Origin of the sequence: Pseudomonas sp. Tri1, assembly GCF_017968885.1 — a bacterium.
GTDB lineage: Bacteria > Pseudomonadota > Gammaproteobacteria > Pseudomonadales > Pseudomonadaceae > Aquipseudomonas.
The window spans coordinates 3,738,698-3,763,091 of record NZ_CP072913.1 but is presented as its reverse complement, the minus strand read 5'-3'; the positions used below and the strand labels follow the sequence as shown (position 1 = coordinate 3,763,091).

Annotated in this window: 23 protein-coding genes and 1 pseudogene; 9 read left to right on the top strand and 15 right to left on the bottom strand. The window is 60.5% G+C overall.

What is annotated here, in order from left to right; genetic code table 11:
* Positions 1 to 60: 60 nt before the first annotated feature.
* From J9870_RS16000 to J9870_RS15975, 6 genes are all read right to left on the bottom strand, one after another.
* Positions 61 to 1,041: a heme utilization protein gene (locus J9870_RS16000; protein ID WP_210638981.1), complete on the bottom strand. Its 981-nt coding sequence runs from the start codon at positions 1,039 to 1,041 to the stop codon at positions 61 to 63.
* A gap of 63 nt (positions 1,042 to 1,104) precedes the next feature.
* The gene (locus J9870_RS15995; RefSeq protein ID WP_210638980.1) at positions 1,105 to 1,683 is read right to left on the bottom strand and encodes an adhesin; all 579 of its coding nucleotides are present in this window, start codon (positions 1,681 to 1,683) and stop codon (positions 1,105 to 1,107) included.
* A gap of 1 nt (position 1,684) precedes the next feature.
* Positions 1,685 to 2,131: a hypothetical protein gene (locus J9870_RS15990; RefSeq protein ID WP_210638979.1), complete on the bottom strand. Its 447-nt coding sequence runs from the start codon at positions 2,129 to 2,131 to the stop codon at positions 1,685 to 1,687.
* 362 nt (positions 2,132 to 2,493) lie between these two features.
* Entirely contained in the window at positions 2,494 to 3,018 is a 525-nt protein-coding gene (locus J9870_RS15985; RefSeq protein ID WP_210645297.1) for an AAA family ATPase, read from the bottom strand.
* Positions 3,015 to 3,578, bottom strand: coding sequence for a nicotinamide riboside transporter PnuC (gene pnuC / locus J9870_RS15980; RefSeq protein ID WP_210638978.1), 564 nt, complete (start codon positions 3,576 to 3,578; stop codon positions 3,015 to 3,017). Before pnuC ends, J9870_RS15985 begins: the two co-directional genes overlap by 4 nt.
* Positions 3,579 to 3,836: 258 nt before the next feature.
* Positions 3,837 to 5,471 (bottom strand): methyl-accepting chemotaxis protein, encoded by a 1,635-nt coding sequence (locus J9870_RS15975; RefSeq protein WP_210638977.1) that lies wholly within the window; start codon positions 5,469 to 5,471, stop codon positions 3,837 to 3,839.
* 270 nt (positions 5,472 to 5,741) lie between these two features.
* On the opposite strand from J9870_RS15975, the gene J9870_RS15970 reads away from it, so the two are divergent.
* Complete coding sequence (locus tag J9870_RS15970; RefSeq protein WP_210638976.1) at positions 5,742 to 6,572, top strand: undecaprenyl-diphosphate phosphatase; 831 nt, start codon at positions 5,742 to 5,744, stop codon at positions 6,570 to 6,572.
* Positions 6,569 to 6,994 (top strand): DUF1294 domain-containing protein, encoded by a 426-nt coding sequence (locus J9870_RS15965; RefSeq protein WP_210638975.1) that lies wholly within the window; start codon positions 6,569 to 6,571, stop codon positions 6,992 to 6,994. Before J9870_RS15970 ends, J9870_RS15965 begins: the two co-directional genes overlap by 4 nt.
* Here the strand turns inward: J9870_RS15965 and J9870_RS15960 are convergent.
* Together J9870_RS15960 and J9870_RS15955 are read right to left on the bottom strand one after the other, a co-directional pair.
* Positions 6,991 to 7,341 carry an MmcQ/YjbR family DNA-binding protein gene (locus J9870_RS15960; RefSeq protein ID WP_210638974.1) on the bottom strand — a complete coding sequence of 117 codons (351 nt, stop codon included), beginning with the start codon at positions 7,339 to 7,341 and terminating at the stop codon, positions 6,991 to 6,993. The genes J9870_RS15965 and J9870_RS15960 overlap by 4 nt on opposite strands.
* Positions 7,338 to 8,246 (bottom strand): LysR substrate-binding domain-containing protein, encoded by a 909-nt coding sequence (locus J9870_RS15955; RefSeq protein WP_210638973.1) that lies wholly within the window; start codon positions 8,244 to 8,246, stop codon positions 7,338 to 7,340. Before J9870_RS15955 ends, J9870_RS15960 begins: the two co-directional genes overlap by 4 nt.
* A 129-nt stretch (positions 8,247 to 8,375) precedes the next feature.
* On the opposite strand from J9870_RS15955, the gene J9870_RS15950 reads away from it, so the two are divergent.
* Both J9870_RS15950 and J9870_RS15945 read left to right on the top strand, forming a co-directional pair.
* A complete protein-coding gene (locus J9870_RS15950; protein WP_210638972.1) occupies positions 8,376 to 8,984 on the top strand; it encodes an FMN-dependent NADH-azoreductase in 609 nt (202 codons plus the stop codon).
* 183 nt (positions 8,985 to 9,167) lie between these two features.
* Positions 9,168 to 10,205 carry a dienelactone hydrolase gene (locus J9870_RS15945; RefSeq protein ID WP_210638971.1) on the top strand — a complete coding sequence of 346 codons (1,038 nt, stop codon included), beginning with the start codon at positions 9,168 to 9,170 and terminating at the stop codon, positions 10,203 to 10,205.
* Here J9870_RS15945 and J9870_RS15940 read toward each other — a convergent pair.
* Both J9870_RS15940 and J9870_RS15935 read right to left on the bottom strand, forming a co-directional pair.
* Positions 10,199 to 11,392: an MFS transporter gene (locus J9870_RS15940; protein WP_210638970.1), complete on the bottom strand. Its 1,194-nt coding sequence runs from the start codon at positions 11,390 to 11,392 to the stop codon at positions 10,199 to 10,201. The genes J9870_RS15945 and J9870_RS15940 overlap by 7 nt on opposite strands.
* Before the next feature lie 337 nt (positions 11,393 to 11,729).
* Positions 11,730 to 13,319, bottom strand: coding sequence for an ABC-F family ATPase (locus J9870_RS15935; protein ID WP_003181279.1), 1,590 nt, complete (start codon positions 13,317 to 13,319; stop codon positions 11,730 to 11,732).
* A gap of 402 nt (positions 13,320 to 13,721) precedes the next feature.
* On the opposite strand from J9870_RS15935, the gene lpxO reads away from it, so the two are divergent.
* A complete protein-coding gene (gene lpxO / locus J9870_RS15930) occupies positions 13,722 to 14,621 on the top strand; it encodes a lipid A hydroxylase LpxO (RefSeq protein WP_210638969.1) in 900 nt (299 codons plus the stop codon).
* A 27-nt stretch (positions 14,622 to 14,648) separates the two neighbouring features.
* Here lpxO and ligD read toward each other — a convergent pair whose 3' ends face one another.
* Both ligD and J9870_RS15920 read right to left on the bottom strand, forming a co-directional pair.
* Positions 14,649 to 16,637: a DNA ligase D gene (gene ligD, locus J9870_RS15925; protein WP_210638968.1), complete on the bottom strand. Its 1,989-nt coding sequence runs from the start codon at positions 16,635 to 16,637 to the stop codon at positions 14,649 to 14,651.
* A 33-nt stretch (positions 16,638 to 16,670) separates the two neighbouring features.
* On the bottom strand, positions 16,671 to 17,549 hold the full coding sequence (locus J9870_RS15920) for a Ku protein (RefSeq protein ID WP_210638967.1): 879 nt from the start codon (positions 17,547 to 17,549) through the stop codon (positions 16,671 to 16,673).
* 330 nt (positions 17,550 to 17,879) lie between these two features.
* Between J9870_RS15920 and J9870_RS15915 the strand changes: the two genes are divergently transcribed.
* The 4 genes and pseudogenes from J9870_RS15915 (at position 17,880) to J9870_RS15900 (ending at position 21,317) form a co-directional block, all read left to right on the top strand.
* A complete protein-coding gene (locus tag J9870_RS15915; RefSeq protein ID WP_210638966.1) occupies positions 17,880 to 18,221 on the top strand; it encodes a hypothetical protein in 342 nt (113 codons plus the stop codon).
* Between the two features lie 47 nt (positions 18,222 to 18,268).
* Positions 18,269 to 19,417 carry a PQQ-dependent sugar dehydrogenase gene (locus tag J9870_RS15910; RefSeq protein WP_210638965.1) on the top strand — a complete coding sequence of 383 codons (1,149 nt, stop codon included), beginning with the start codon at positions 18,269 to 18,271 and terminating at the stop codon, positions 19,415 to 19,417.
* A gap of 249 nt (positions 19,418 to 19,666) precedes the next feature.
* Positions 19,667 to 20,629, top strand: a pseudogene (gene ilvA, locus J9870_RS15905) (threonine ammonia-lyase, biosynthetic); the annotation flags it as partial.
* A gap of 394 nt (positions 20,630 to 21,023) precedes the next feature.
* The gene (locus J9870_RS15900) at positions 21,024 to 21,317 is read left to right on the top strand and encodes a DUF1652 domain-containing protein (RefSeq protein WP_210638963.1); all 294 of its coding nucleotides are present in this window, start codon (positions 21,024 to 21,026) and stop codon (positions 21,315 to 21,317) included.
* Positions 21,318 to 21,403: 86 nt separating this feature from the next.
* Here the strand turns inward: J9870_RS15900 and J9870_RS15895 are convergent, their stop codons facing one another.
* The 3 genes from J9870_RS15895 to xylB form a co-directional block, all read right to left on the bottom strand.
* Positions 21,404 to 21,664, bottom strand: a complete 261-nt coding sequence (locus J9870_RS15895; RefSeq protein WP_210638962.1) for a DUF2790 domain-containing protein — start codon at positions 21,662 to 21,664, stop codon at positions 21,404 to 21,406.
* 200 nt (positions 21,665 to 21,864) lie between these two features.
* Entirely contained in the window at positions 21,865 to 22,803 is a 939-nt protein-coding gene (locus tag J9870_RS15890; RefSeq protein ID WP_210638961.1) for a carbohydrate kinase, read from the bottom strand.
* A gap of 12 nt (positions 22,804 to 22,815) precedes the next feature.
* Entirely contained in the window at positions 22,816 to 24,303 is a 1,488-nt protein-coding gene (gene xylB, locus J9870_RS15885) for a xylulokinase (protein ID WP_210638960.1), read from the bottom strand.
* Positions 24,304 to 24,394: the final 91 nt, after the last annotated feature.

Genomic DNA, 24,394 nt, shown 5'->3' with positions numbered 1-24,394 from the left:
GTACGCCTTATGGAAACCTGGAAAAAAAAGCCCCGTTTCCGGGGCTTCTTTCATACGCGCTTACATGCAGGCTTTGCAGCCGGCTGCGATGGACAGCGAGTTGCTTTGCTGGTTGCCCACGCCTGCCGATACGTTGGCGCCGCCGTTACCGGAGAAGCCGTTCATGGAGTTGTGCATCGTGGCGTTGTTGATCACAGGGTTTTTCCAGCCATCGGGCGTCAGCACCTGCTGGGTGTTGCTGCCGGCCAGTTCAAACGTACCCACGGCGGAGAACTTGAACTTGTCGTCATCGTGACCACCGCCGTAGCCACCTTTGTTGTCCCAGCCACCGTGATCATCCTCGGCGGTACCGGTACCTTTGGCTTTGAACGTGCCAGATGCGCTGTAGGTGCTGGTGAGGGTGTCGGTTTTGTAGGTCCGCACGCCTTTGTTGTCGACCACAAGACCGGTGGAAGACTGGTCAGCCGAGGCAGAGGCTTGTGCGACACGGCCTCCGGAGACGGCGATGGCCAGGTTGTTTTTCTGTTGGTTGAAGTTGCCGGCGGTCACGTTGATGCCGATGTTGCCGGAGCCGTTGTTGCCTGCACTGGTGAGTGAGGCGTTGTTTTGGGTCGAGTTGTTTTTAACGTAGTTGTTGTTATTGACTTGCGTGGCGCTGGAGGCGGCAACTGCCGAGCCGAAGATGAAGCTTTCGTCGGCGGTGGCCAGGGCGGCGGCGTTGTCTTGCTGGTTGCCGTCGCCAGCGGCGATATTGGCGCCCATGTTGCCGTTGCTGCCATTGAGCGAGTCTGCGGCGTCAGCAGTGTTTTTGGTGGCCTGGTTGGTCACCACGTTGCCGTCGCTGTTCTGCTCATCCAGCACCGTAGCCCCAGCGCCGGCATTGATGGAGAGCAGTTGATCCAATGTTGGCCCTTGATGGTCATGGTGGTCATGACCATTGCCGTGCCCGTTACCGTTGCCGTTTCCTCCGGCCTGTGCGGCCATTGCCATGACAGCGGCGAGAGCGAAAACCAATGGTTTGAGTGCCATTGTAGGTTTCATGGTGTTTCTCCTTGCGTGTCGTTGGTTAAGTGTCAGTGCTTTTCTTATGGTTGCTGCGCCGGGTCAGTCTGCGACCCGGATGCTCAGGGTGTTGGCCATACGGTTTCCCACCCCGGCACTCTGGTTCACCTGGATGACCCCTCGGCTGCCGGTGAAGGCCTGGTCGCTGGTGACGACCTGGCGACTGCCGCTTGGGGTGCCAGTTGCTCCTGAGTTCGGTAGCAACGCCACGTTCTGTTGAGAAAGGGCGCTGTCGTCAATGCTCTGCGGATGGGCGCTGATACCCACGCGCATGACATTGGCCATCTGATTGTTGGCTCCGGCGGACTGGTTGACGCCCAGTACTCCGTTGCCGTTGGTGAAAGAGTTGCCGCCGATGCGGGCGGTCGCGTTCATGGACGGGTCAGCCGGTGTGTCGAGACGTTGGTGCACGTTGGTGGTGGCGTGCGCGCTGGTGCCGATGGCGATGGCCCGAGTATTGGTCTGCTGGGTCTGGTCGCCGGCCGCCTGGTTGACGTTGAAGTTGCCGGTGTAATGGCTGCCGGAATCTTGCAAGGTGGCGCTGCTGACCACCGCCGCGCCAGGATCGGCGAACGCGATGGAGGTGCCGAGCAGGGCAAGCAGAAACAGGGCTGGCTTCATGTCACTGACCTCCCGCCAACCGACCCAGTGGGGCCAGGCCGGAACTCAGCGAGCGGTTGATGGTGCCGGAAATCGCGCCACCACTGCCGCCACCGTGGCCGGCACTCATGCCCGGCATGCCGTTGGGGTTGGTTACGACATTCAGGCCCTGTACGCCGGTGTTCGAGTTAATGGTGTTGCGGATCGAGGCGCCGCTGGCAACGCTGGCGAACTCGCCGTCACTCAATTCGGTGCTGGTGATCGCCTGATTGATTCGGTCGGATGGGTTGGCGTTGACAGTGGTCGGGTAGGGGTCTTTGCCACCGTTGCGACCGATGTGGACGGGCTGCACGTCACGGTTGAGCACAATGACGCCATTTCCCTCGGCCTGCACCGGTAGGCTGAGCGTTGCGCCAGCGGCGCAGCCGATCAATAGCAGGCAAGTCAAACTTCTTTTGAAAGTCCCCACGGCATCGATTCCTTCTTCGGTGGGCTGGCCCTTGTCAGCGTTGCGAAGTGGGAGAGCAGGTGTTGTGCCGTGTTTTGGAATGACTTCGAATTCAATGGGTTAGGTTTTTTGGGGTGGGTCGCGAAGTGGATCTGTTTCATCCGTGAGACAGCCATAATGGCCGCTAATGGCCGTGCGCTATCGCTTGGCTCTGGATCAGGGGCCTGGAGGCAGGTGTTTCAAAAAACTTACAGTGACGATGACAATTGTGTGAAGCGGCACGGGGGCAGGGTTTGGCACGGGGCAAGTGTTTCAGCAGCGGAACACATTCCCGTGGTGAGGGGGGCAAGGCTGCTAGCCTTAAGGAGGGATTTTGACCGGGGTCAGGCTTCGAGCAGTCGGGTCACGGCTGCGAACACCCGGTCCCGACGTTGTGCCCAATTACCTTCGATGACTTGGAAAGGCTGCCGATGCCGGACCAGCCAATGCTCGATCGCGTCGAAGAAACGCAGGCGCGCTGTCAGATCGGGCTGGCAGCGCAGGCCGTCACCGGTCCATTCGACCTGCTCGGGGCTCAGCAGCAGGTGCAAATCGTAATGGCGTGCCAGCAAGGCCGGTTCGAGCCAGTCCGGGCAGTCGTCGAACAGGGTCTGGCTCCAGAGGATATTGCTCAGCAGATGGGTGTCGAGGATCAGCAACGCGGGCTGATGGGCGCGGGCCGTGTCCTCCCAGGCCAATTGGCCGGTGGCGATGTCAGTGATGTCGGCCAGGCAGGTATCGCGCAGGGTCTGTTCCATGAAGTGGCGAACGTATTCGTCCACGCGCAAACCGCCGAAATGCGCCTGCAATTGCGCCGCCAGCCAGCTTTTGCCGCTGGATTCCGGACCGGTCAGGACCACCACTTTCATGCGCGCAGGGCCGGGTCGACGCGCCATTCCCGCCAGCCTTGCACGGCCAGCAGGGTGAACAAGGCGTAGAGTGCGGCGGTCAGGTGCAGGCCTTTGTAGATGAACAGGCCAACGAAGATGACGTCCAGGGCGATCCACAGGGGCCAGCATTGCACGCGTTTCTGCGCCATCCACCACTGGGCCACGAGGCTGAAGCCGGTAAGCGCCGCGTCGAGCCAGGGCTGGGCGGCGTCGGTCCAGTGCGCCATGGCGGCGCCCAGGATCAAACTGCCTGCCGCACCAATGGCCAGGCCGAGCAGCACCGACGGCGTGCCCAGGTACGTCACCTGACGGCCATCATGATGCTGTCCGGCACGGGTCCATTGCCACCAGCCATAGAGTTGCAGCGCGGCGTAGATCACCTGCAGCAACATGTCTGAGTACAACTTCACTTCGAAGAAAATCCAGCTGTACAGCAACACCATGACCAGGCCGATCGGCCAGCACCAGGGGTTCTGCTTGACCGTCAACCAGACAGCAATCACGCCGAGGGCTGCGGCAAACAGTTCAAGCCCGGACATGGCGGTTCCTTGGGAAAATAGGAGAGGGCGGCGATTGTAAACGTTATGCAGTGGCCAGCTCCAATATCAATGCTGGCTGTGCCGCCGCTATCGCGAGCCGGCTCGCTCCCACAAGGGACTTGCGGTGTGGGGCCAATACAAAAAAAACCTGCGGGAGCGAGCTTGCTCGCGATAGCGGTGGCTCAGCTTGTATCAGTGCTGATATGTACCGTCGCCATCGCGAGCAAGCTCGCCTCCCACAAAAGGGGCCATCAATCCTTAGACACGGAACTGTGTGAGCAACCCGTTCAACTGCTCACTCAGAGCCTTGAGCCGCGTGCTCGCCAGGCTCGACTGTTCGGCGGCCAGGGCGGTGCTGTGGGACAGGCCGGCCGCCTGGGTGACGTTCTGGTTGATGTCTTCCACCACATGGGCCTGCTGCAGGGTGGCGCTGGCGATGGAAGCGTTCAGGCTGTTGAGGTTGCGCAAGGCCTGGCCGATGGCGTTGAGGCTGGCGCCCGCCAGGCCGGCTTGTTCGATGGTGAGCTGCGAGGCTCGGCTGCTGTCGCTGATGACTTTTACCGCCGCTTCGGAATGGTTCTGCAGACGTTCGATCATTGCCTGGATTTCGGCGGTGGACTTTTGCGTGCGCTGGGCCAGCAGCCGTACTTCGTCAGCCACCACCGCAAAGCCGCGGCCTTGCTCACCGGCGCGAGCGGCCTCGATGGCGGCGTTGAGGGCCAGCAGGTTGGTCTGCTCGGCAATCGAGCGGATCACCTCCAGCACGCTGCCAATCTGGGTGCTTTCGCTGGCCAGGGTGCGAATCACTTCCACCGCCTGATCGATGGTCTGGGAGAGGCGGTCGATCTGTTGCAGGCTGCCGTCGATATTGACCTGGCCTTGCTGGGCCTGGGATTCGGCGTCACGCATCTCGCTGGCGGCGTGTTCGGCGTTCTTCGCCACGTCCTGCACGCCATAGGTCACTTCGTTGATCGCGGTGGCCACCAGTTCCATTTGTTGCGATTGCTGCTGGCTGCGCTCCTGTGCCTGGGCGGCGTCGTTGCCCAACTCGTTGGAGGATTGTCCCAGCGCGCTGGCCGAGGCTTGCAGTTGGGTCACCACTTGCCTCAGCTTGGCGGTAAAGGCATTGAAGTGCCGCGCCAGTTGGGTGACTTCGTCCTGGCCGTGGGTGTCGAGGGTGCGGGTCAAGTCGCTTTCGCCGCTGGCGATGTTGGCCATGGCGTTGACCGTTTCCTGCAGGGGGCGAACGATGCTGCGCACAATCAAGGTCAGCAGCAGGCCCATGAGCAGGGTGATCACCAGTCCGATCACGGTGGCTTTGATCACCTGGGACTGGAATTCGGCTTGCACGTCATCAACATACACGCCCGAACCGATGATCCAACCCCACGGCTCGAACAGTTTGACGTAGGAAGTCTTGCCCACCGGCGCCTCGGCCCCCGGTTTCGGCCAGAGGTAGTTGATCATGCCGGCGCCCTTGGACTTGGCGATGGCAACCATCTCATTGAACAGCGCATAACCGTTCGGGTCGCGGATCGCCGAGAGGTTCTGGCCTTCGAGTTTCGGGTTGGCCGGGTGCATGACCATGACGGGCGTCAGGTCGTTGATCCAGAAATAATCAGTCTCGTTATAGCGCAGGCCACGCACGGCGCTGAGGGCCTGCTTTTGCGCGGCGTCGCGGGTCAGGGTGCCGGCAGTTTCCAGGCCATGGTAATAGCTCAGCACGCCGCTGGCGGTCTGCACCACATGCTGGGTTTTCTGCACTTTGGCTTGGTAGAGGTCGCTATGGATCTGTATAAGCATCAACGCGCCCAAGGTGAACAACATCACGATGGCCACGATCAGGATGAGCCACAAGCGTCGGCTGATCGACACACTGCGCAAGCTATTCATACGCTGTCACTCCGGTTTCTTATTCTTGTCATAACGACGGCCGGCACTGTAGCGCCTGGCAGCTATCCATCATTGACCTGAGTCATAACGCGGCAGCGTTATCAGGGCTTGTCTGATAGGATTTCGGCCCCGCAGCGCAAAACCTGAGCCTGTCCTGATTTTTTCATTGGTTTTTTTGAAAAATCGCAGTCACCGTGCACCCGCTGTTTTCACTCGCATACCGCTTAAAATTTGATGAGACCTGCGCAAGCATAGTCTTTTGGGGGATGAATGGATTTGTGGACCGCCTTTTCGGCACTGATTCTTGGCGTGGTAGAAGGCTTGACGGAGTTCCTGCCGATTTCCAGCACGGGGCACCAGATCATTGTCGCTGACTTGCTAGAGTTCGGCGGCGAGCGCTCTATGGCGTTCAACATCATTATCCAGCTTGGCGCGATCCTGGCGGTGGTGTGGGAGTTTCGGCGCAAGATCTTCGACGTGGTGCTGGGCTTGCCGACGCAACCCAGCGCTCGCCGGTTTACCGCCAACCTGCTGATCGCTTTCCTGCCCGCCGTGGTGCTGGGCGTGCTGTTTGCTGATCTGATCCACGAGTACCTGTTCAACCCGGTCACGGTGGCGATGGCGCTGGTGTTGGGTGGCTTGGTGATGCTCTGGGCCGAGAAGCGCCAGCATCAAGTGCATGCCGAAACGGTGGATGAGATCAGTTGGAAGGATGCGCTGAAGGTCGGCCTGGCCCAGTGCATTGCGATGATTCCCGGGACTTCCCGTTCGGGCGCAACGATCATCGGTGGGTTGCTGTTCGGGCTGTCACGCAAGACCGCGACCGAGTTTTCGTTCTTCCTGGCGATGCCGACCATGGTCGGGGCAGCCGTCTATTCGGGCTATAAGTACCGCGAACTGTTCGTTCCGGCGGATTTCCCGGTGTTCGCCATCGGTTTCGTCACCGCGTTCATCTTCGCCATGATTGCGGTCAAGGGCCTGCTGCGCTTTATCGCCAGTCACAGCTACGCGGTGTTCGCCTGGTATCGGATCGCGTTCGGCCTGTTGATCCTGGCAACCTGGCAATTCGGTTGGGTGGACTGGGCGGCAGCCCGGCCATGAACGATTTCGGTGCCCGCAAACGCTCCGCGCACACTGCCGACGGTGCCGTGCAGAACCTGCGGCTCAAGTTGATCGTGTTTGCGCTGCTGTGTGCCTTGCCGTTGTTCGGTTCGCTCATGCTCGGATTGCGAGCCGTGTCCTGGGTGCCGATGACAGCCTATGGGCTCGTCAGTCTGGTGGCGTTTCTGCTCTACTGGAGTGACAAGCGCAAGGCCCGTGCCGACGCCTGGCGCATCCCCGAGAATGTGCTGCATGCCGTGGAACTGGCGGGCGGTTGGCCGGGGGCATTGCTGGCCCAGCAGGTGTTTCGCCACAAAACCCGCAAGGTGTCGTTCCAGGTGGTGTTCTGGTTCATCGTCCTGCTGCACCAAGTGTTCTGGATCGACCAGTTGTTCCTCGGGCGCCTGCTGGCGTTGTTCTAGAGCAGCAACCCGACCTGGGTGCGCTTGGGCAATTTGCTGACCACCAATTGGTGAGAGCGTTGCAGCAGGCCTTGCAGCTCGTCGGCGCCCAGCGGGTAGGGCAGGTGCATGATGATCCACTGGGCCCGCGCCAGGTAGGGCGCCGGATGAATGCCCGGGCGGTCGCAATGACCGAGGAACAGATCCTTGTCGACCTTGAACGCCAACGAATCGCTGCGCAGGCCTTGGAGAGCGAACATCTTGTTTCCGGCGATGGAGAACACCCGCACGCCGCCCCATTTGTAGTCTTCCCGAGCACCGGGCAAGCCCAGGCAAAATTGCGCGACATCCTCTTCGCTCAAGCTCATATCTTTCTATCTCCACAGCCTTCGAACGCTTCTACCAGATGGTCGATCCATGCGCGCACCGCCGGCAGCATGCCACGTCGATGCGGGTAGACCGCCTGCAGCCAGCCATCGGGTAGCGACCATCCAGGCAATAATTCCACCAGTGTGCCGTCTTGCAATTCCTGCTCGCAATACATACTTGGCAGTAAGGTAAAACCCAAGCCGGCAAGGGTGCAGGCACGGCGTACGACAAAGTCGTCGATGCCCAGGCGGGCCTCCAGGGCCAGTTCGACACTTTCCCCGTTGGTCTTGACCAGGCGCAGGTGCACCAGGCGATCCGCTTCAAGGGCTCCCAGCACTGGCAATGGCTTGAGATCGTCCGGGGTTTCGATCCGCCGTCCTTCGACAAAGGCTGGGCTGGCAACCAGCATCAGCCGTGCCTGGCGCAGGCGCCGGGTCATCAGCAGCGGGTCTTCGTCTCCCAGGTCACGCACGCGCAACGCCACATCGATGCCTTCGCTGATCAAGTCCACCCGCCGGTTGAGCAGGGTCATATCCAGTTGCACCAAAGGGTATTTCGCCAGGAAGGTCTCGATCACCACCGGCAGGAACTGGTGGGCCAGCCCGACCGGGCTCGAAACCCGCAGGCGCCCACGGGGCTCGCTGGACATGCTTGCCACCGCTTCGTCAGCCATCTCGGCCTCCAGCAACATGGCCTGGCAATGGCGCAGATAACGTTCGCCGACCGCGGTCAGTTTCAATTGGCGAGTAGTGCGTTGGAGCAGGCGGGCGCCGAGGCGCTCTTCCAGCTCGGCGATACGCCGCGACAATCGCGACTTGGGAATGCCCAGCAATCGCCCGGCCGCCGCGAAACCGCCGGCTTCGACGACTTTGGCGAAGTAGTACAAGTCATTGAGGTCTTGCATGTCTGGCTCGATTGTCCTATCAGTGGGACAAACTATCGCATTTATGCTCACTTATCGAATATTGGATCGATCTATAGGATTGTCTTCAATTGATCGCCTGGTTGCGGTCCTCACTTGGAGAGCACTCACATGAAATTGCTGCACATCGATTCGAGCATCCTCGGCGATAACTCTGCTTCCCGCCAATTGAGCCGTGAAGTGGTTGAAGCCTGGAAAGCTGCCGAGCCAGGCATCACGGTGACCTACCGCGACCTGGCGGCCGACGCCATCAGCCATTTTTCCGCCCAGACCCTGGTTGCCGCCGGCACCAGCGCCGAATTGCGCGACGCGGCCCTCAAACACGAAGCCGATCTCAGTGCGTCGACGATGGCCGAGTTCCTGGCGGCTGATGCGGTGGTCATCGCTGCGCCCATGTACAACTTCAGCATTCCGACCCAACTCAAGGCCTGGATCGACCGCATTGCCGTGGCCGGCCAGACGTTCCGCTACACCGAAGCCGGCTTCGAAGGCCTGTGCGGTGGCAAGAAACTGGTGATCGTGTCCACAGCAGGCGGCCTGCATGCTGGACAGCCGAGCGGCGTTGGTCATGAAGATTACCTGAAAGTGATGTTCGGTTTCCTTGGCATCACCGACATCGAATTCGTCCGTGCCGAAGGGTTGGCCAAGGGTGACGAGATGCGTATCAAGGGCATGAACCAAGCCCAGTCGCAGATCGGCCAGCAGTTCGCTGCTGCGTAAGGCTTGCGTAAAGGCACCAAGCTCTTCGGGCAACCTTGGTAAAACCCTGTATTCTCGTCGTCATTGGATGGTCGGGATGCAGGGTTTTCTGCATTCGGCGCTGGGCGTTATGGCGCAGGTTATGCACGGCCAGGATTGCGAGCGGCGGGGCCTTCCCGTGCGCTGGTGAAGGTGGAAGATTCGATGACACGTTTTGGTGCAGCGCTGCTGCTTTGCTTGTTAGCCAGTCTCGCTTCAGTGCAGGCCGCACCGGGGCCGCATCCGCATTGGAGCGCCGGTTTCCATGAACTGAGCTTTCTCGATCCGCTGGATCAGCAGCCGATGCACGCCATCGCCTTTTATCCGTCCACCGACCGGGGACAGTCCAGCCTGCTGGGTGGCTACCAGATCGATGCCGCGCCAGACGCCCAGATCGCCATCGGCCGCTTTCCGCTGCTGATGCTGTCCCATGGCAATACCGGTACGCCGCTGGCCCTGCATGACCTGGCCACTTCCCTGGCGCGCCAGGGGTTCGTGGTGGTGGCGGTGATTCATCCCGGCGACAACGCCCAGGACCACAGCCGGCTCGGAACCCTGAGCAACCTGTATGGCCGGCCGATCCAGATTTCCGAAGCCATTACCGCCACGCTCAATGACCCTATGCTTTCGCCGTTCGTCAACGCCGGGCAGGTCGGGGTGATCGGCTATTCGGCCGGTGGCGAGACGGCGCTGATCCTGTCCGGCGCGACGCCGGATCTCAACCGCCTGCGTCGCTACTGCCAGGAGCGACCGGATGACCGTGACGCCTGTAACACCCAGGGCGAGTTGATTGCCGATCGCGACGACCTGTACCCGGTGGCCGACCCCAGGGTCCGCGCATTATTGCTCATGGCGCCGTTGAGCCTGAAGTTTGGCCGTCACACCCTGGCCGACGTCCATGTGCCGGTGCTGTTGTACAGCGGCGACGGCGACAAGCTGGTGGCTTTCGATAAAAACGCCGCCGCCTTGGCCCGCAAGCTGCCTACCGCACCGGATTTCAAGACGCTGGCCGGAGCGGGGCATTTTGTCTTCCTGGCCCCGTGTACCGATGAACAGATCGCCGCGATGCCGGCGTTGTGCACCGATGCTGACGGTGTCGACCGCAAGGACATCCACCGCACCATGATTTCCGAGGCCAGTCGTTTCTTCGGCGAGGCCTTGGGCAAGCCGACCCGGGCGGGGATGAGGACGGCCGATCAATAATGGGCGTTTGTCGCTTGGCGACGTAGCAGCAGGGTCAGGCCCAGCCCGCTGACCGACAGCAACGCGGCGCAGAAGAAGATCGACGAATAGCCCAGGTTCAATGCCACCGCGCCCATCAGCGGGCCGGCAATCGCCAGCGCCAGGTCAAAGAACACCGCATAGGCGCTCAATCCCGCGCCACGGCTGGTGTTTGGCACTTGCTTGATCGCTTCCACCCCCAGTGCCGGGTACACCAGCGACAGCCCGAAGCCCGCCAGCCCCGCGCCGATCAGCGCGACCGCGGTGTTCGGCGCCAGCCAAAGCAATACCAGCCCCAGGGTTTCGATGCTCATGCAGGCAATGGCCGAGCTGAAGCCGCCGAAGCGGGCGATGCTGGAGATGAATATCAACCGCGCCAGGATGAAGCAGACGCCGAAAACCGTCAGGCACCAGGCCGCTCCGGTCCAGCCGCGGCTGATATAGAAGAGCGTGATGAACGTGGTGAGTGTGCCGTAGCCGATCGAGGCCAGGCACAGGCTCGCTCCGTATGGCGCAATGCGCCCGAACACCGCCCAGAAGGGCAAGCGCTCGCCACGAATGACCGGCACCGACGGTTTGTTGCGAATCATCAACAGCGCCATGCCGGCCAGCACCGACAGGGCGATACCCAGGCTGGCGAAGCCCAGTTCGCCGACCATCACCACCCCCAGTGGCGCGCCGATGGCAATGGCCCCGTAAGAGGCGATGCCATTCCAGGAAATCGAGCGGGCGGTGTGTTCCACGCCCACCTGGCCCATGCACCAACTGATGGTGCCCACGCCAATCAGCCCCTGGGCCACGCCGAGCAGCAATCGGCCGGCAATCAGAATCAGCAGGCTGGTTAGAGGAAAGCTTTGCAGCAGGGTCGAGATCAGCGTCAGCACACCGCTGAGTACAATCCCCGATAACCCGTAGACGATCGCCCGCTTGGTGCCAACGCTGTCCGACAACCGCCCGGCCATGGGGCGGCTGAGCAGGGTCGCCAGATACTGTGAGCCAATGGTCAGCCCGGCCACCACTGCACTGAAACCCAGCTGCTCGTGGACATACCCGGGCAGAACCGCAATCGGCAGGCCGATGCAGAGGAAGGCGATGAAGGTGTAGAACACAATGGAGACGATCTGCAGGGTGATCGACAGGGAGCTGGGGGCAGATGAGGGCGTTGGCATGGGGCTCGTTCGCGGGCAGCGGTAAGAGAGCCTCATCATGGCGCGAGGTGGGGATAAAAGAAAGCAGGCTAACGGTTTGCATTGGTGGAGAATGTGCCGCCATCGCGAGCAAGCTCGCTCCCACACTTTGCCAGGGTGGTTGCGAGATTCAGGTTCGCCACTAATCCCTGTGAGAGCGAGCTTGCTCGCGATGGCGGTGGTTCAGGCAATGGTGATGTTGGCTGGAAGGGCCTCATCGCGAGCAAGCTCGCTCCCACAGGTTTTTACCCTTGGAAGACAAAAAGCCCTGTCACAACGGACAGGGCTTTCACGTGCAGCGTGCAGCTAAGGGCGGTGCTTAGAACACCACACCCTGGCTACGCAGGTAGTCGTCATAGGTGCCGCTGAAGTCGACCACGCCGTCGGCGCTCAGCTCGATGATGCGGGTGGCCAGGGAGGAGACGAACTCCCGGTCATGGCTGACGAAGATCAGCGTGCCCGGGTAGTTTTCCAGCGCCAGGTTCAGCGCTTCGATGGATTCCATGTCCAAGTGGTTGGTGGGTTCGTCCATCACCAGCACGTTGGGCTTTTGCAGGATCAGTTTGCCGAACAGCATGCGGCCCTGTTCACCCCCGGAAATGACCTTGACCGACTTGAGGATCTCGTCGTTGGAAAACAGCATACGGCCCAAGGTGCCACGCACCAGTTGTTCGCCGCCCTGGGTCCATTGGCCCATCCAGTCGAACAGGTTGACGTCGTCTTCGAAGTCGTGGGCATGGTCCTGGGCGTAGTAGCCCAGTTCCGCGGCGTCGGTCCATTTCACCGTACCGGCATCCGGTTCCAGTTCATTGACCAGGGTGCGCAGCAAGGTGGTCTTGCCGATGCCGTTCGGGCCAATGATTGCCACGCGCTCGCCGGCTTCGACGGTGAAGCTGAAGTCCTTGAACAGCGGCTTGCCGTCAAAGCCTTTAGCCATGCGCTCGACAATGACCGCCTGGCGGTGGAGCTTTTTGGTCTGCTCGAAGCGAATGAACGGGCTGACACGGCTCGATGGCTTGACCTCGGCCAGTTGGATCTTGTCGATCTGCTTGGCGCGGGAGGTGGCTTGCTTGGCTTTCGAGGCGTTGGCCGAGAAACGGCTGACGAACGATTGCAGTTCGGAAATCTGTGCCTTCTTCTTGGCGTTGTCCGACAGCAGCTGCTCGCGGGACTGGGTCGCCACGGTCATGTATTCGTCATAGTTGCCCGGGAACAGGCGCAGCTCGCCGTAGTCCAGGTCCGCCATGTGGGTGCAGACACTGTTCAGGAAGTGACGGTCGTGGGAGATGATGATCATCAGGCTCGAACGCTGGGTCAGCACGTTTTCCAGCCAGCGGATGGTGTTGATATCCAGGTGGTTGGTCGGCTCGTCCAGCAGCAGCACTTCCGGGTCGGAGAACAGTGCCTGGGCCAGCAACACACGCAGTTTCCAGCCTGGCGACACTTCGCTCATCGGGCCGAAATGCTGCTCGATGCCAATCCCCAGGCCCAGCAGCAGTTCGCCGGCGCGGGATTCGGCGGTGTAGCCGTCCATCTCGGCAAACTCGGTTTCCAGCTCGGCCACGGCCATGCCGTCTTCTTCGGTCATTTCCGGCAGCGAATAGATGCGATCGCGCTCGGCCTTGACCTTCCACAGCTCTTCATGGCCCATGATCACGGTATCGATCACGGTGAATTCTTCGTAGGCGAACTGATCCTGGCGCAATTTACCCAGGCGTACGTTCGGCTCGAGCATCACCTGGCCGCCGGACGGCTCAAGATCGCCGCCAAGGATTTTCATGAAGGTCGACTTGCCGCAACCGTTGGCGCCGATCAGGCCATAGCGGTTACCCGCGCCGAACTTGACCGAGACGTTTTCGAACAGCGGCTTGGCGCCGAACTGCATGGTGATGTTAGCTGTAGAGATCAAAGGTTTATCCTGCGGAACATTCAGAGTAGCTAAGGGTGCGGCAGTACCTGTTCAGTACCTGTTTGCGCAGGTCCCGACCGCACTAAGGCATCGCGGTCGCAAGCGCAAGGGTCCATCCGGCATAAGAGGACAGCAGCATACGGAGCGCCCGGCCCGAATAGACGTGCGCCGAAGCCGGGTTTCCGGTATCGGCCAAAGGGGGCGCGTGATGTTTGGCGGCGATTGTACTGATCTGGCCGCATTAACGATAGGGTATTGCCCCGGCATGACAGTTTTTCACAACTGAAGGATAACTTTCGGCTACAAACTCTGGCTAAAATGCCATCTCACCCGACGCCGTCTCCCTTGTCACTCGGCTGGCCGGGGGGAACCGCCTGTTCACTCCTATTTGTGATCGATTCCGTGAAGCTCATCATTATCGCGATCTATATCCTGTCCATCGGCTATGTGCATCTGCGTGGGCATGTACGGCATAAGTTCGGACGCCAGTTGAGCGACCATTCGTCCTTTCTCGCGCCGATCAACTGCCTGCTTTACCTGTGTTCGAAACTGCCCAACAAGCCTTTCCTCAATCCGGCGGATTTTCCCGACCTGAGCCCGTTGCAGGCCCACTGGCAGGAGATCCGTGCCGAAGGCCAGAACCTGTTGCAAGCGGGGGAAATCAAGCGCTCCCATCAATACGATGATCTTGGTTTCAACTCATTCTTCAAGACCGGTTGGAAGCGTTTTTACCTCAAGTGGTACGGCGACAGCCATCCCTCGGCCATGAAGCTCTGCCCGCGGACCACGGAGCTGGTGCAAAGCATCGGATCGATCAAGGCCGCGATGTTCGCGCAATTGCCACCGGGGTCGAAACTGGTCCGTCACCGCGACCCGTACGCAGGGTCGTATCGGTATCACCTGGGCCTGGAAACGCCCAATGATGCCGGCTGTTATATCAACGTCGATGGCGAGCCTTACCATTGGCGTGATGGCGAAGCGGTGATGTTCGACGAGACGTTCATTCATTACGCCGAGAACACCACGCCACACAATCGCATTATTTTGTTTTGTGACGTGGAACGCCCCATGAAATTTTCCTGGGCCACTGCGTTCAACCGCTGGTTCAGCCGTACCGTGATGGCCGCCGCCGGCGCGCCTAACGATGCGGGTGACAAGACGGGGTGGCTGAACCGGGCATTTTCCAGGCTCTACAAGATTCGTCTGCAGGGCAAAGAGCTGAAGAAACGCAACCGCAAGCTGTATTACTTGCAGAAATGGGCCTTTTTCGGCGGTTTGTTGGCGATCTTCGTCTGGATCTGAGAGGGTTCCTCCCTGAACCCTGTCCGATCATTGCATGGGTTTTTGCGCGTCTAATTGTTCCCACATTCTCGCCGTGATCCGCTGTCGATGGTTGTAGCCCTCCCACGGATCGGCGCCCAGGCCCTTGGCCCGTTCCAGTGCCGTATAGATATCCCACTGCTGGGCGTTACGCAGATTGTCGAGTTCGGCACGGGCAATCGGTACGGATACCGGCAGGCCTGGCCTGGCGCGTACCGAGTAGGCGCTCACGGTACTGGCGCCCCGGGCGTTGCGCAGGTAATCGACGAATATTTTCCCGACGCGATTTTTCGGCCCCATGGTAGAGGTGATCCGTTCGGGCATCTGCTGGGCCAGATACTGGGATATGGCCTTGGCGAACGCCTTGGTGCTGTCCCAGCCTTCGCTTCGCGCCAACGGCACGATGAGGTGCATGCCTTTGCCGCCGCTGGTCTTGAGAAAGGCCTGCAAGCCCAGCTCATCGAGCAGCGCCAGAGTCAGGCGTGTCGCCTCGAGCATGGCGCTCCAGGGCAACGACGGGTCGGGGTCCAGGTCCAGGACGAACTGGTCGGGTGTTTCGATCCGGTCGTGGGTCGCGGCCCAGGTGTGCAACTCCACGGTGCCCATCTGGGCCGCGCTGATGAGCGACTGGACGCTGTCGATTTCCATCAGGGCGGCATGGCCGGGGTCCAGCCCCGGATCCAGTTGCTTGATGTGGGGAATGTCCAGGCGATCAGCGTGTTTCTGAAAAAACTGCTCCTCACCGATTCCGTCCGGAGCTCTTAGCAAAGCAACGGGACGCTGCTTCAGGTGGGGCAGGATCCATGGAGCGATGTCCGCGTAATACTGGGCCAGTTCGGCTTTTTGGACACCGCTGACACTGTCGATGACGCGCTCGGGATGGCTAATCACTACGCCGCCGATTTTCACGCTGCGGGTTTTGCCGCGGTGTTGGGGTTTAGTCGTCATGGCCTTTATCGGCATGGGCTGCTCACGGACAATCCTGCTGGTCGGTGTGCTGGCTGACAGATCCAGGAAAACCGCCTGGCGTATCAGGCCGTCACGGGTCCATTCGGCGAATTCGACTTCACAGGCTTGTGTCGGCTCGACCCAATGCACACCGCGTTTTTGCGCGCCGTTGACCGGTGTAGCCAGCGGCGCGGTGTCACGCTCCTGGGCACTGAGTTGTTCATGGAGGTGCTTGAGCTGGGATTGAGTGAACCCGGTGCCGACCCGACCGGCATATACCAGCCCCGACGGCCCGTTGACCGCCAGCAATAACGCGCCGAAACCGCTGCGCTTGCCCTGTGGGCGGGTAAAGCCGACGATCACGAAGGCTTGGCGAAGCCGGCATTTGAGCTTCACCCAATCGGCGCTGCGTCGGGACATATATGGACTGCCCAGGCGCTTGCCGACCACGCTGTCCAGGGAGAGGGCGATGGCGCTTTCGAACATGTCGTGCTGGCTGGCAGAAAACGCTTCGGAGAAGCGCAGGCGCTTGCTGGCATTGTTCTTCAGGGCCTTTTTAAGCGCCGCGCGGCGTTCTTCCACGGGTGCCTGGCGCAGATCGACGCCATTGAGAAAGGGCGCATCGAACAGGAAATACACCATGTCGACGCTGCGGCCGATTTCGAAGGCCTGGCGCAGGGCGTCGAAATCAGAATGCCCGGCATCGTCCAACAGGACCAATTCACCATCGAGCCAACTATCCCCCAGGTTCAACTTGGCCAGGGCAGCGGCATGCAGCTTGAGGCGCTCGGTCCAGTCCTGCTGATTGCGATTGAGCAAGCGGATTTCGCCATCTTCGATGCGCGTTAGCAGCCGATAGCCGTGGAATTGCACCTCATAGCGCCATTCACCGGGCGGCGGTAGCTCCACGGGTGTAGCCAGTTGCGGTAACAGGCGTTCGGGCAACTTCTCCTCTTGCGCCGCTTTAGCCCTTCGGGGGCGGCGAACGGGCTTTGATTCATCCAGCTCGGCGTCGGACAAACGAGCATATTCACTCTCGGCATTGGCCATGACAGGTTCCCTTGTATTGCTGGCGCCAGGGGATTAGCCCCGGGAGGCCTTGGTGGCTTTTTTAGCGGGAGCGGGCTTGCTGGTCTTCGTGGTTTTCGCGGCGGTTTTCGCGGCGGGCTTGCCTTTGCCGCCCAGGCTGCGCTTGAGCAGTTCGGTGAGGTCGATGACGTCGGCACTCTTGCGCTGTTCTTCGCCCGGGTCGGTCTCCACGGCTTCGAGGCGGCCTTCGTTGGCCTTCTTCTCCACCAGTTCCATGATCTTGTCCTCGAAACTGTCGCGGTATTGCTCCGGCTCCCAGTCGGCGCTCATGTCCTGCACCAGGCGCTTGGCCATGTCCAACTCGCCCTTGGCCAGGGTCGGGTGGGTGACTTCTTCGCCCAGTTCCAGGATATCGAGGTCGCGCACCTCCGCAGGCCAACGCAGCATCACCAGTACCAGGGCCGATTCCAGAGGCATGAGCGCCGCCAGGTGCTGGCGGGTGTGGAGCACGACGTGGGCCAGGGCCACTTTGTTGGTCTTGACCAGGGTTTCGCGCAGCAGCGCATAGACTTTGCCACCGCGCTTGTCCGGCGCCAGGAAGTAGGGTGTGTCGATGTTTTGCAGCGGGATTTTTTCGCTGTCGACGAAGGAGAAAATATCGATGGTCTGGGTGGACTTGGGATGGGCGGAGCGAATTTCCTCTTCGCTGAGCAGCACATACTGGCCCTTCTGGTATTGCACACCTTTGACGATGTCTTCCTTGGTCACTTCCTTGCCCGTGACCTTGTTGACCCGTTTGTAGCCCACCGGGTCCATGCTGCGCTTGTCCAACCAGTCGAAATCCACGCCTTGGGACGAGGTGGCCGATACCAGCGCCACAGGAATGTGGACCAGTCCGAAGCTGATTGCGCCTTTCCAGATTGCCCGTGCCATGGTGGAGGTTCCTTGCCGATGAGTTCGTCTTTCTGGTGACCCTGGTGCCTCGGGAAAAGTTTCCACCGCGCGCCGTCTGGTTTCCACAGGACATCGGTGATGAACGTCGGTCCTTTGAACAACCCGAGAACCCCGTGGGAGCGTGCTTGCTCGCGATGACGGCGGCACATTCAACATGGGGTCAAGCTGACCGACCGCTATCGCGAGCAAGCTTGCTTCCACATCTATTTAGATATGCCTGGTTACATCTTCAGGGGGATTTTTTACTTAACAACGGCGAACCTGCGGCGTAGCGTGCTTTCGATATGCCTGAACCCATGAGGTGCTCTGATGAACAGGCTGATGCTCGCAATCATGACGCTACTACTGACCACGGCGGCTCAGGCTCAGATGCCTGGTCATGGTGCCGTGCTCCTCGCCCAGAACCTGCCCGGCAACAACAATCCCTATAACAGCCCGATTCGCCGGGCCAATCCCAACAGCATGCAAGGTACCCAGCCTAACGTACCGATGATCCACAGCAACCCGACGATTCCGGCTCCGCGTCCACCGACCCTGGAAAACGGCGGTATCGGCAACGGTTACCCTCGTTCCGGCCAGCCGCCGGCTTCGCCACGGCCCACCCTCGACTACACCCCGCCGCCCAGGAGCACGAACAACGGCAATCGCTAGGCGCTGAATCCTGGCTGTTTCTTTCCACGCTACAGAAGGAGGTGTGCATGTTGCGTAAAACACTCCTGGCCGCACTCTGCGCCAGCGCTGTTCTGACCCTTGCCACGCCGGCCGCTGCCGCACAAACCCAGCAAGCGAAAAGCGAGGAGGGCACCTTGGAGGTGAGTACCGTGGCCAAGGGCCTGGAGCACCCTTGGTCGCTGGCGTTCCTGCCGGACCAGCAAGGCATACTGGTCACGGAACGCCCCGGCAACCTGCGCCTGGTGGGCCCCGATGGCCAGTTATCGGCGCCGTTGAGGGGCGTTCCCAAGGTCTGGGCCAAGGGCCAGGGCGGTTTGCTGGATGTAGTGCTGTCACCGGATTTCAAACAGGACCGCACGGTCTACCTGTCCTATTCCGAGGCCGGTGAAGACGGCAAGGCCGGTACCGCGGTGGGCCGTGGGCAGTTGTCACAAGACTTGAAGAGGCTGAACAGTTTCAACGTGATCTTTCGCCAGTACCCCAAGCTGTCGAAGGGCAACCACTTTGGCTCGCGCCTGGTGTTCGACCGGGACGGTTATCTATTCGTCACCCTGGGGGAAAACAACGACCGTCCGACGGCCCAGGACCTGGACAAGTTGCAAGGCAAGATCGTACGCATCTACCCCGACGGCAAGGTGCCGGACGATAACCCGTTTGTCGGCCAGGAAAACGTTCGCCCCGAGATCTGGGCCTACGGTATTCGCAATCCACAGGGAGCGGCCCTCAACCCACGCAACGGCACGCTGTGGGAAAACGAGCATGGGCCCAAGGGGGGCGATGAGCTGAACATCATCGAGCGTGGCAAGAATTATGGCTGGCCGTTGGCGACCCACGGCATCAATTACTCCGGTGCCCCGATTCCCGAAGCCCAGGGCACGACGGTCAAAGGCACCCTGGGTCCTCACCATGTCTGGCAGGTGTCACCGGGGCTCAGCGGCATGGCGTTCTACGACAGTGATCGCTTCAAGGCCTGGCGGCACAGCGTGTTCATCGGTGCGCTGGTCTCCAAGAACCTGATCCGTCTGCAATTAAAGGGCAATAAGGTCGTGCACGAGGAGCGTTTGCTCGGTGAGCTCGACGAGCGTATCCGTGACGTGCGCCAGGGGCCGGATGGTTTCTTGTATGTGCTGACGGATGAAGGCGATGGGGCGTTGTATAAAGTCGGCCTGCAGTAATGCGCAGCGCGGGTGAACCAAGCCAGCTGTGTATTTTGGATTGACTTGGTCCCCGTCCCCCGGCTAACTTCCAACCATGACTTCCACCGTACTGCGCAGCCAGCCAAGCATTATTACCGCCATTCCTTATTTGGCGGGCTAGCTGACGACTGCACCCAACCCGCCCTAGAGGCGGGTTTTTTCTTTCTGTCTCCAGGGCTCTGTCCAAACCAGGAGACCGCCATGATCACAACCGCCGCCGAACAAGCCCTGCTGGAACACTACGTCAAAAAGATCCTGGCTGCGCCGGTGTACGAACTGGCCGTGCGCACGCCACTGCAAGCGGCCCCGGCATTGTCCGAAGCCTTGGGGAACCAGGTCCTGCTCAAGCGGGAAGACCTGCAGCCGACCTTCTCCTTCAAGATCCGCGGTGCCTACAACAAACTGGCGCAATTGACCCCGGAGCAGCGGGCTCGGGGGGTTATCACTGCTTCGGCGGGCAATCATGCCCAGGGCGTAGCGCTGGCGGCGCGGGAACTGGGGATTTCGGCGAGTATCGTCATGCCCTTGACCACCCCGCAATTGAAGGTGCTGGGCGTGCGCAACCGGGGCGCTGAAGCATTGCTGCACGGCGAGAGTTTTCCGTTTGCCCTGGCGTATGCACTGGATTTGGTCCGGCAGACTGGGCGGGAGTTCGTGTCGCCTTTCGATGACCCGGACGTCATCGCGGGGCAGGGCACCGTCGCCATGGAAATCCTGCGCCAGCACCCCGGCAGGTTGGACGCGATTTTTGTCCCGGTCGGTGGCGGTGGGCTGATCGCCGGAATCGCCGCCTACGTCAAATACCTGCGTCCGCAAGTGCGCATCATCGGTGTCGAGTCGCAACACTCCGCCTGCCTGCAGGCGGCGTTGGTGGCGGGAGAGCGGGTAACGCTGCCGAGTGTGGGAACCTTCGCCGATGGCGTAGCCGTTGCGCAGATCGGTGCCCATGGCTTCGAGATCTGCCGTTTCTGTGTCGATGAGGTCATGACCGTCAGCAACGATCAACTGTGCGCCGCGATCAAGGATATCTATGACGACACTCGCTCGATCACCGAACCCTCGGGCGCCTTGGCTGTGGCGGGTATCAAGCAGTACGTGGCCCGAACCGGTGCACAGGGCCAGACCCTGGTGGCGATCGATTCTGGCGCCAATATCAACTTTGACAGCTTGCGCCATGTGGCCGAGCGCGCAGCCGTCAACGCGGTTTGCAGCCCGAGTCACACTTTTTTTGAAGCAGGCGACGGATGCCCTCTCACCCTATCCCAATAGGGGCTAATCTAGCTTGCGACAGGAAGAAAGCGATTGCAGTTTGCATGGGTTTTTTATCCTTTACTTGCATTCTGCACGACTTGTCCGGCGCCAGGTAAAGCTAAGTAGTTGATTTGAATCAAGCCTGGGCGTCGTGAATTCAGGCATGTTACTTGCGGGATGATTCAGGAGTTCGCCTTATGGGGCTCATTGATTAGAAACGCCAAAAACGAAGAACGGCACGGCATTCGTAGTCCCAGTCCGCATGGAAGAAACGGACGAAAAGAATACCGCCGTTGTGTACATAAATTGGCCGCCTCAACAGGAGAGAGTTGCCATGTTTTTATCTGCCCTCGAAATGCGAAACATCATTGAAAGCAGCTTGTTGCCCAAGCGCTCGCAATGCACCTTGTCACCCGATTTATCGATGACCATCAAGATTTACGATGATCATGAAACTGACCGCGTGGCCTTGGTAAAAACTGGCATCGATGCGCAAAAACTCACGGGTTGCCGGGCAATCAACGACTTGATTGCCGAACTGCGCAGCGAACTCGACCAGAACCACGGTCAGCACCACAATCCCGTTGGCAATCATTTTCATCAGTTACATCGGATGACCGGGCGTTAAGATAAACGCCCAGTTCAGAGTACATCGACGCCTGGCCCGGTCATTGTCCGAGCCAGGCGTTCTGTTGTCTGCCAACCGCTAGTCAATTATTGATAATTGCAAGAATCCGATAACTTGCGATACGAGACATCACGGGTTTGTCCCGCTTTGTCGATGTACACCATCTGTGCCGTCACAACTTCGCAATAAGGCGTTGACGGCTCCTTCAGCGATATCAGCTTTTTGATCTCCAACGGCATGCCATAACGGTAGGGTATGGGCTGTACGGTATTGTCAGCCTGGGCCATTGCACTGATGCCAGTCAGAAGTACCAAGGATGACGCGGCGACTAATCTACGAATATTCATGAGCGAGACTCCGCAGCAGAGAAAAATCGGCCTGATGTTCAAACATCGGGCCTGCCGCGCGGGACCTCAGGAGGGATACGCGGCCCGGGACAGTGTCGGATCGCGGGATTAAACCAGGGTTAAAGCGAATGTCTTGGCTTTTACGGGAAGGCTATCGCAACCAAAGCCGGGTGGCGTTTGGCTGCGATGGGTTGGGACGGTCAGTTCAGTTGTTGCCGGTAAGGCAGGTCAGGGCCGGTTTTCGCACAGGTCAGGGCTGCCGTGCGTATGGCGAAGTCGAGCATGGCGTTGATCTGGTCACGGGCCAGGGTGTTCAGGCCTTCGACCGAGTCCAATTGCTGCTCGGTGAGCCAGGTAATCAGCGCGGCCTGAAAGGTATCACCGGCGCCCACGGTGTCGGCGATCTTTACCGAACAGGCGGGCAGCGACCATGAGCCATGCTGACGGCTGAATACCGTTGCGCCCTGGCCGCCACGGGTCAGGAACACCAGTTGGCAACGGTGTTGCAGCCAGCCATCGATCACCGCTTGTGGCTCAAGCTCAGGGTAGAGCAGGTGCAGGTCCTCGTCGCTGACCTTGATCAGGTCGGCATATTGCACCAGCGTTGCGATCCGCGAGCGCCACAGTTCGATATCCGGCTGTGGATTGAGGCGCACGTTCGGGTCGAGGCTGATCAGGCGCTTGCCGCTTTCGCGCTGTACCAAGGCCAACAGGGTGTCGGCAATCGGCTGGACCACCAGGGAGAACGAGCCGAAATGCAAGCCGCGAACCTGCGGGCCCAACGTTGGCAGGTGGGACGGGCTCAATTGCCGATCCGCGCAGCCTTCGCCGCGAAAACTGTAGTGGGGCGAGCCGTTGGCGCCGACGGCTACCATCGCCAGGGTGGTTGGTGCGTCGAAGTCCAGCAGGTATCGGGCGCTGACGCCTTCGTTGAGCAGTACTTGCTGCAAGCGTCGGCCCAGGTAGTCGGTGGACAGCCCGGCAAACAGCGCCGACTCGACACCCAGGCGCCGCAAACCGACCGCCACATTGAACGGCGAGCCGCCGGCAATGGCCTTGAAGTTCACTTGCGAGGCTGGGCCGTCAGCCTCGGTTTCACTGAAAAAATCAAACAGCGCTTCACCACACACCAGATACATAGTTGCCCGCTCTCAAAGGGTTGCGACGTGTTGTCGATAGTGTTCATAAGCTTGTTGGGAAGCTGCTACATGCTCGGCGATGGGCCGGGTTTTACTGCTCAGGTCGAGCTTGACGCAGCGCTCGCACAGTTCGGCCAGGTTTTCTTGCGCCCCTGAATGGCACCATGCCGCCTGAATCGCCGCGCCGAGGGCCGCAGCTTCGCTCTGTTCGGTGCAGATAACCGTGGTATTCATGATATCGGCGACGATCTGCCGCCACACCGGGCTCTTCGAACCGCCGCCGATCAGGCGGATGCTGCGGGCCTCAAGCCCGTTCGCCCGCAACAAGTCCAGGCCGTAGCGCAAACCAAAGGTGGTGCCTTCGACCACGGCCCGACACAGATTGGCCCGGGTCAGGTTGGTGGCGGTCAGGCCCAGCAGGCTGCCAGTGGCATGGGGCAGGGCAGGAACGCGCTCGCCATTGAGAAACGGCAGCATGCACACGCCCTCTGCGCCAATCGGAGCCTGGGCTACCAGGGCGTTGAAGGCGTCGATGTCCAGGTCGAACAACTCGCGCATCGCCCCGGTGGCATTGGTCAGGTTCATGGTGCAGATCAGTGGCAGCCAACCGCCGCTGGAGGAGCAGAAGGTCGCCACCGATGCCTCCGGGCTGACCGCAGGCTCCGCGGCATAGGCGTATACCGTGCCGGAGGAACCGAGACTCATGGTGATCACGCCAGGCTGGATATTCCCGGTGCCGATGGCGCCCATCATGTTGTCGCCGCCACCGCTGGCCACCACAGCATCTGGATTGATGCCCAGCTGTGCGGCAATGGCTGGCAGGATCCGTCCGACCGGTTGATGAGCATCGATCAGTTCCGGCAACGCCACTTGCAAGCGGCCGCTGGGGTCGATGTGTTGCAGCAGCGGCAGGTCCCACTCACGGGTGCGCACGTTGAAATAGCCGGTACCCGAAGCATCACCGTATTCGCTGCAATGGCGCCCGGTGAGCCAATGATTGAGGAAGTCGTGGGGCAGCAGGATGCTGGCGATGCGTTCGAAAACCTGGGGATGCTGCTCCAGGGTCCAGAGCAGTTTGGAAACCGTGTAGCCCGGCGCGATCACCACGCCGAGGCGTTCGAGGCTGCCATTTTCACCGCCCAGGTGCGCCAGGAGCCGATCGTTTTGCGGTGTCGTCTCGGTGTCGCACCACAGCTTGGCCGGGCGCAAGACCTCGCCTTGGTCATCGAGCAAGACCAGGCCGTGCTGCTGGCCGGAGACGCCGATGCCGAGGATGGCCTGGCCATCGACCCCGGCAGCGGCCAAGGCTTGATGGGTCGCCTGGGTAAATGCATCGAGCCATTGCTGGGTATCTTGTTCACGGCGACCGTTGGCCCCGCTGATCATACTGTGGGCAGCGGCGCCCTGGCCGAGTACCTGGCCGCTGAGCGCATCCAGGATCAGCGCCTTGGTGCCTTGGGTGCCGCAGTCGATGCCCAGGAACAATTGTTGGTTTGCCATGGAATAAACCCTGAGTGGTCAGAACGTTCCCACGCTCTGCGTGGGAATGCAGCACGGGACGCTCCGCGCCCCCAAGAAGCCGAATGCGGAG

Coding starts and splice junctions, on each gene's coding strand:
- J9870_RS16000 (WP_210638981.1), bottom strand. CDS start 1,041: ATGAAACCTACAATGGCACTCAAACCATTGGTTTTCGCTCTCGCCGCT.
- J9870_RS15995 (WP_210638980.1), bottom strand. CDS start 1,683: ATGAAGCCAGCCCTGTTTCTGCTTGCCCTGCTCGGCACCTCCATCGCG.
- J9870_RS15985 (WP_210645297.1), bottom strand. CDS start 3,018: ATGAAAGTGGTGGTCCTGACCGGTCCGGAATCCAGCGGCAAAAGCTGG.
- pnuC (WP_210638978.1), bottom strand. CDS start 3,578: ATGTCCGGGCTTGAACTGTTTGCCGCAGCCCTCGGCGTGATTGCTGTC.
- J9870_RS15975 (WP_210638977.1), bottom strand. CDS start 5,471: ATGAATAGCTTGCGCAGTGTGTCGATCAGCCGACGCTTGTGGCTCATC.
- J9870_RS15970 (WP_210638976.1), top strand. CDS start 5,742: ATGGATTTGTGGACCGCCTTTTCGGCACTGATTCTTGGCGTGGTAGAA.
- J9870_RS15965 (WP_210638975.1), top strand. CDS start 6,569: ATGAACGATTTCGGTGCCCGCAAACGCTCCGCGCACACTGCCGACGGT.
- J9870_RS15960 (WP_210638974.1), bottom strand. CDS start 7,341: ATGAGCTTGAGCGAAGAGGATGTCGCGCAATTTTGCCTGGGCTTGCCC.
- J9870_RS15955 (WP_210638973.1), bottom strand. CDS start 8,246: ATGCAAGACCTCAATGACTTGTACTACTTCGCCAAAGTCGTCGAAGCC.
- J9870_RS15950 (WP_210638972.1), top strand. CDS start 8,376: ATGAAATTGCTGCACATCGATTCGAGCATCCTCGGCGATAACTCTGCT.
- J9870_RS15945 (WP_210638971.1), top strand. CDS start 9,168: ATGACACGTTTTGGTGCAGCGCTGCTGCTTTGCTTGTTAGCCAGTCTC.
- J9870_RS15940 (WP_210638970.1), bottom strand. CDS start 11,392: ATGCCAACGCCCTCATCTGCCCCCAGCTCCCTGTCGATCACCCTGCAG.
- ligD (WP_210638968.1), bottom strand. CDS start 16,637: ATGGCCAATGCCGAGAGTGAATATGCTCGTTTGTCCGACGCCGAGCTG.
- J9870_RS15920 (WP_210638967.1), bottom strand. CDS start 17,549: ATGGCACGGGCAATCTGGAAAGGCGCAATCAGCTTCGGACTGGTCCAC.
- J9870_RS15915 (WP_210638966.1), top strand. CDS start 17,880: ATGAACAGGCTGATGCTCGCAATCATGACGCTACTACTGACCACGGCG.
- J9870_RS15910 (WP_210638965.1), top strand. CDS start 18,269: ATGTTGCGTAAAACACTCCTGGCCGCACTCTGCGCCAGCGCTGTTCTG.
- J9870_RS15900 (WP_210638963.1), top strand. CDS start 21,024: ATGTTTTTATCTGCCCTCGAAATGCGAAACATCATTGAAAGCAGCTTG.
- J9870_RS15895 (WP_210638962.1), bottom strand. CDS start 21,664: ATGAATATTCGTAGATTAGTCGCCGCGTCATCCTTGGTACTTCTGACT.
- J9870_RS15890 (WP_210638961.1), bottom strand. CDS start 22,803: ATGTATCTGGTGTGTGGTGAAGCGCTGTTTGATTTTTTCAGTGAAACC.
- xylB (WP_210638960.1), bottom strand. CDS start 24,303: ATGGCAAACCAACAATTGTTCCTGGGCATCGACTGCGGCACCCAAGGC.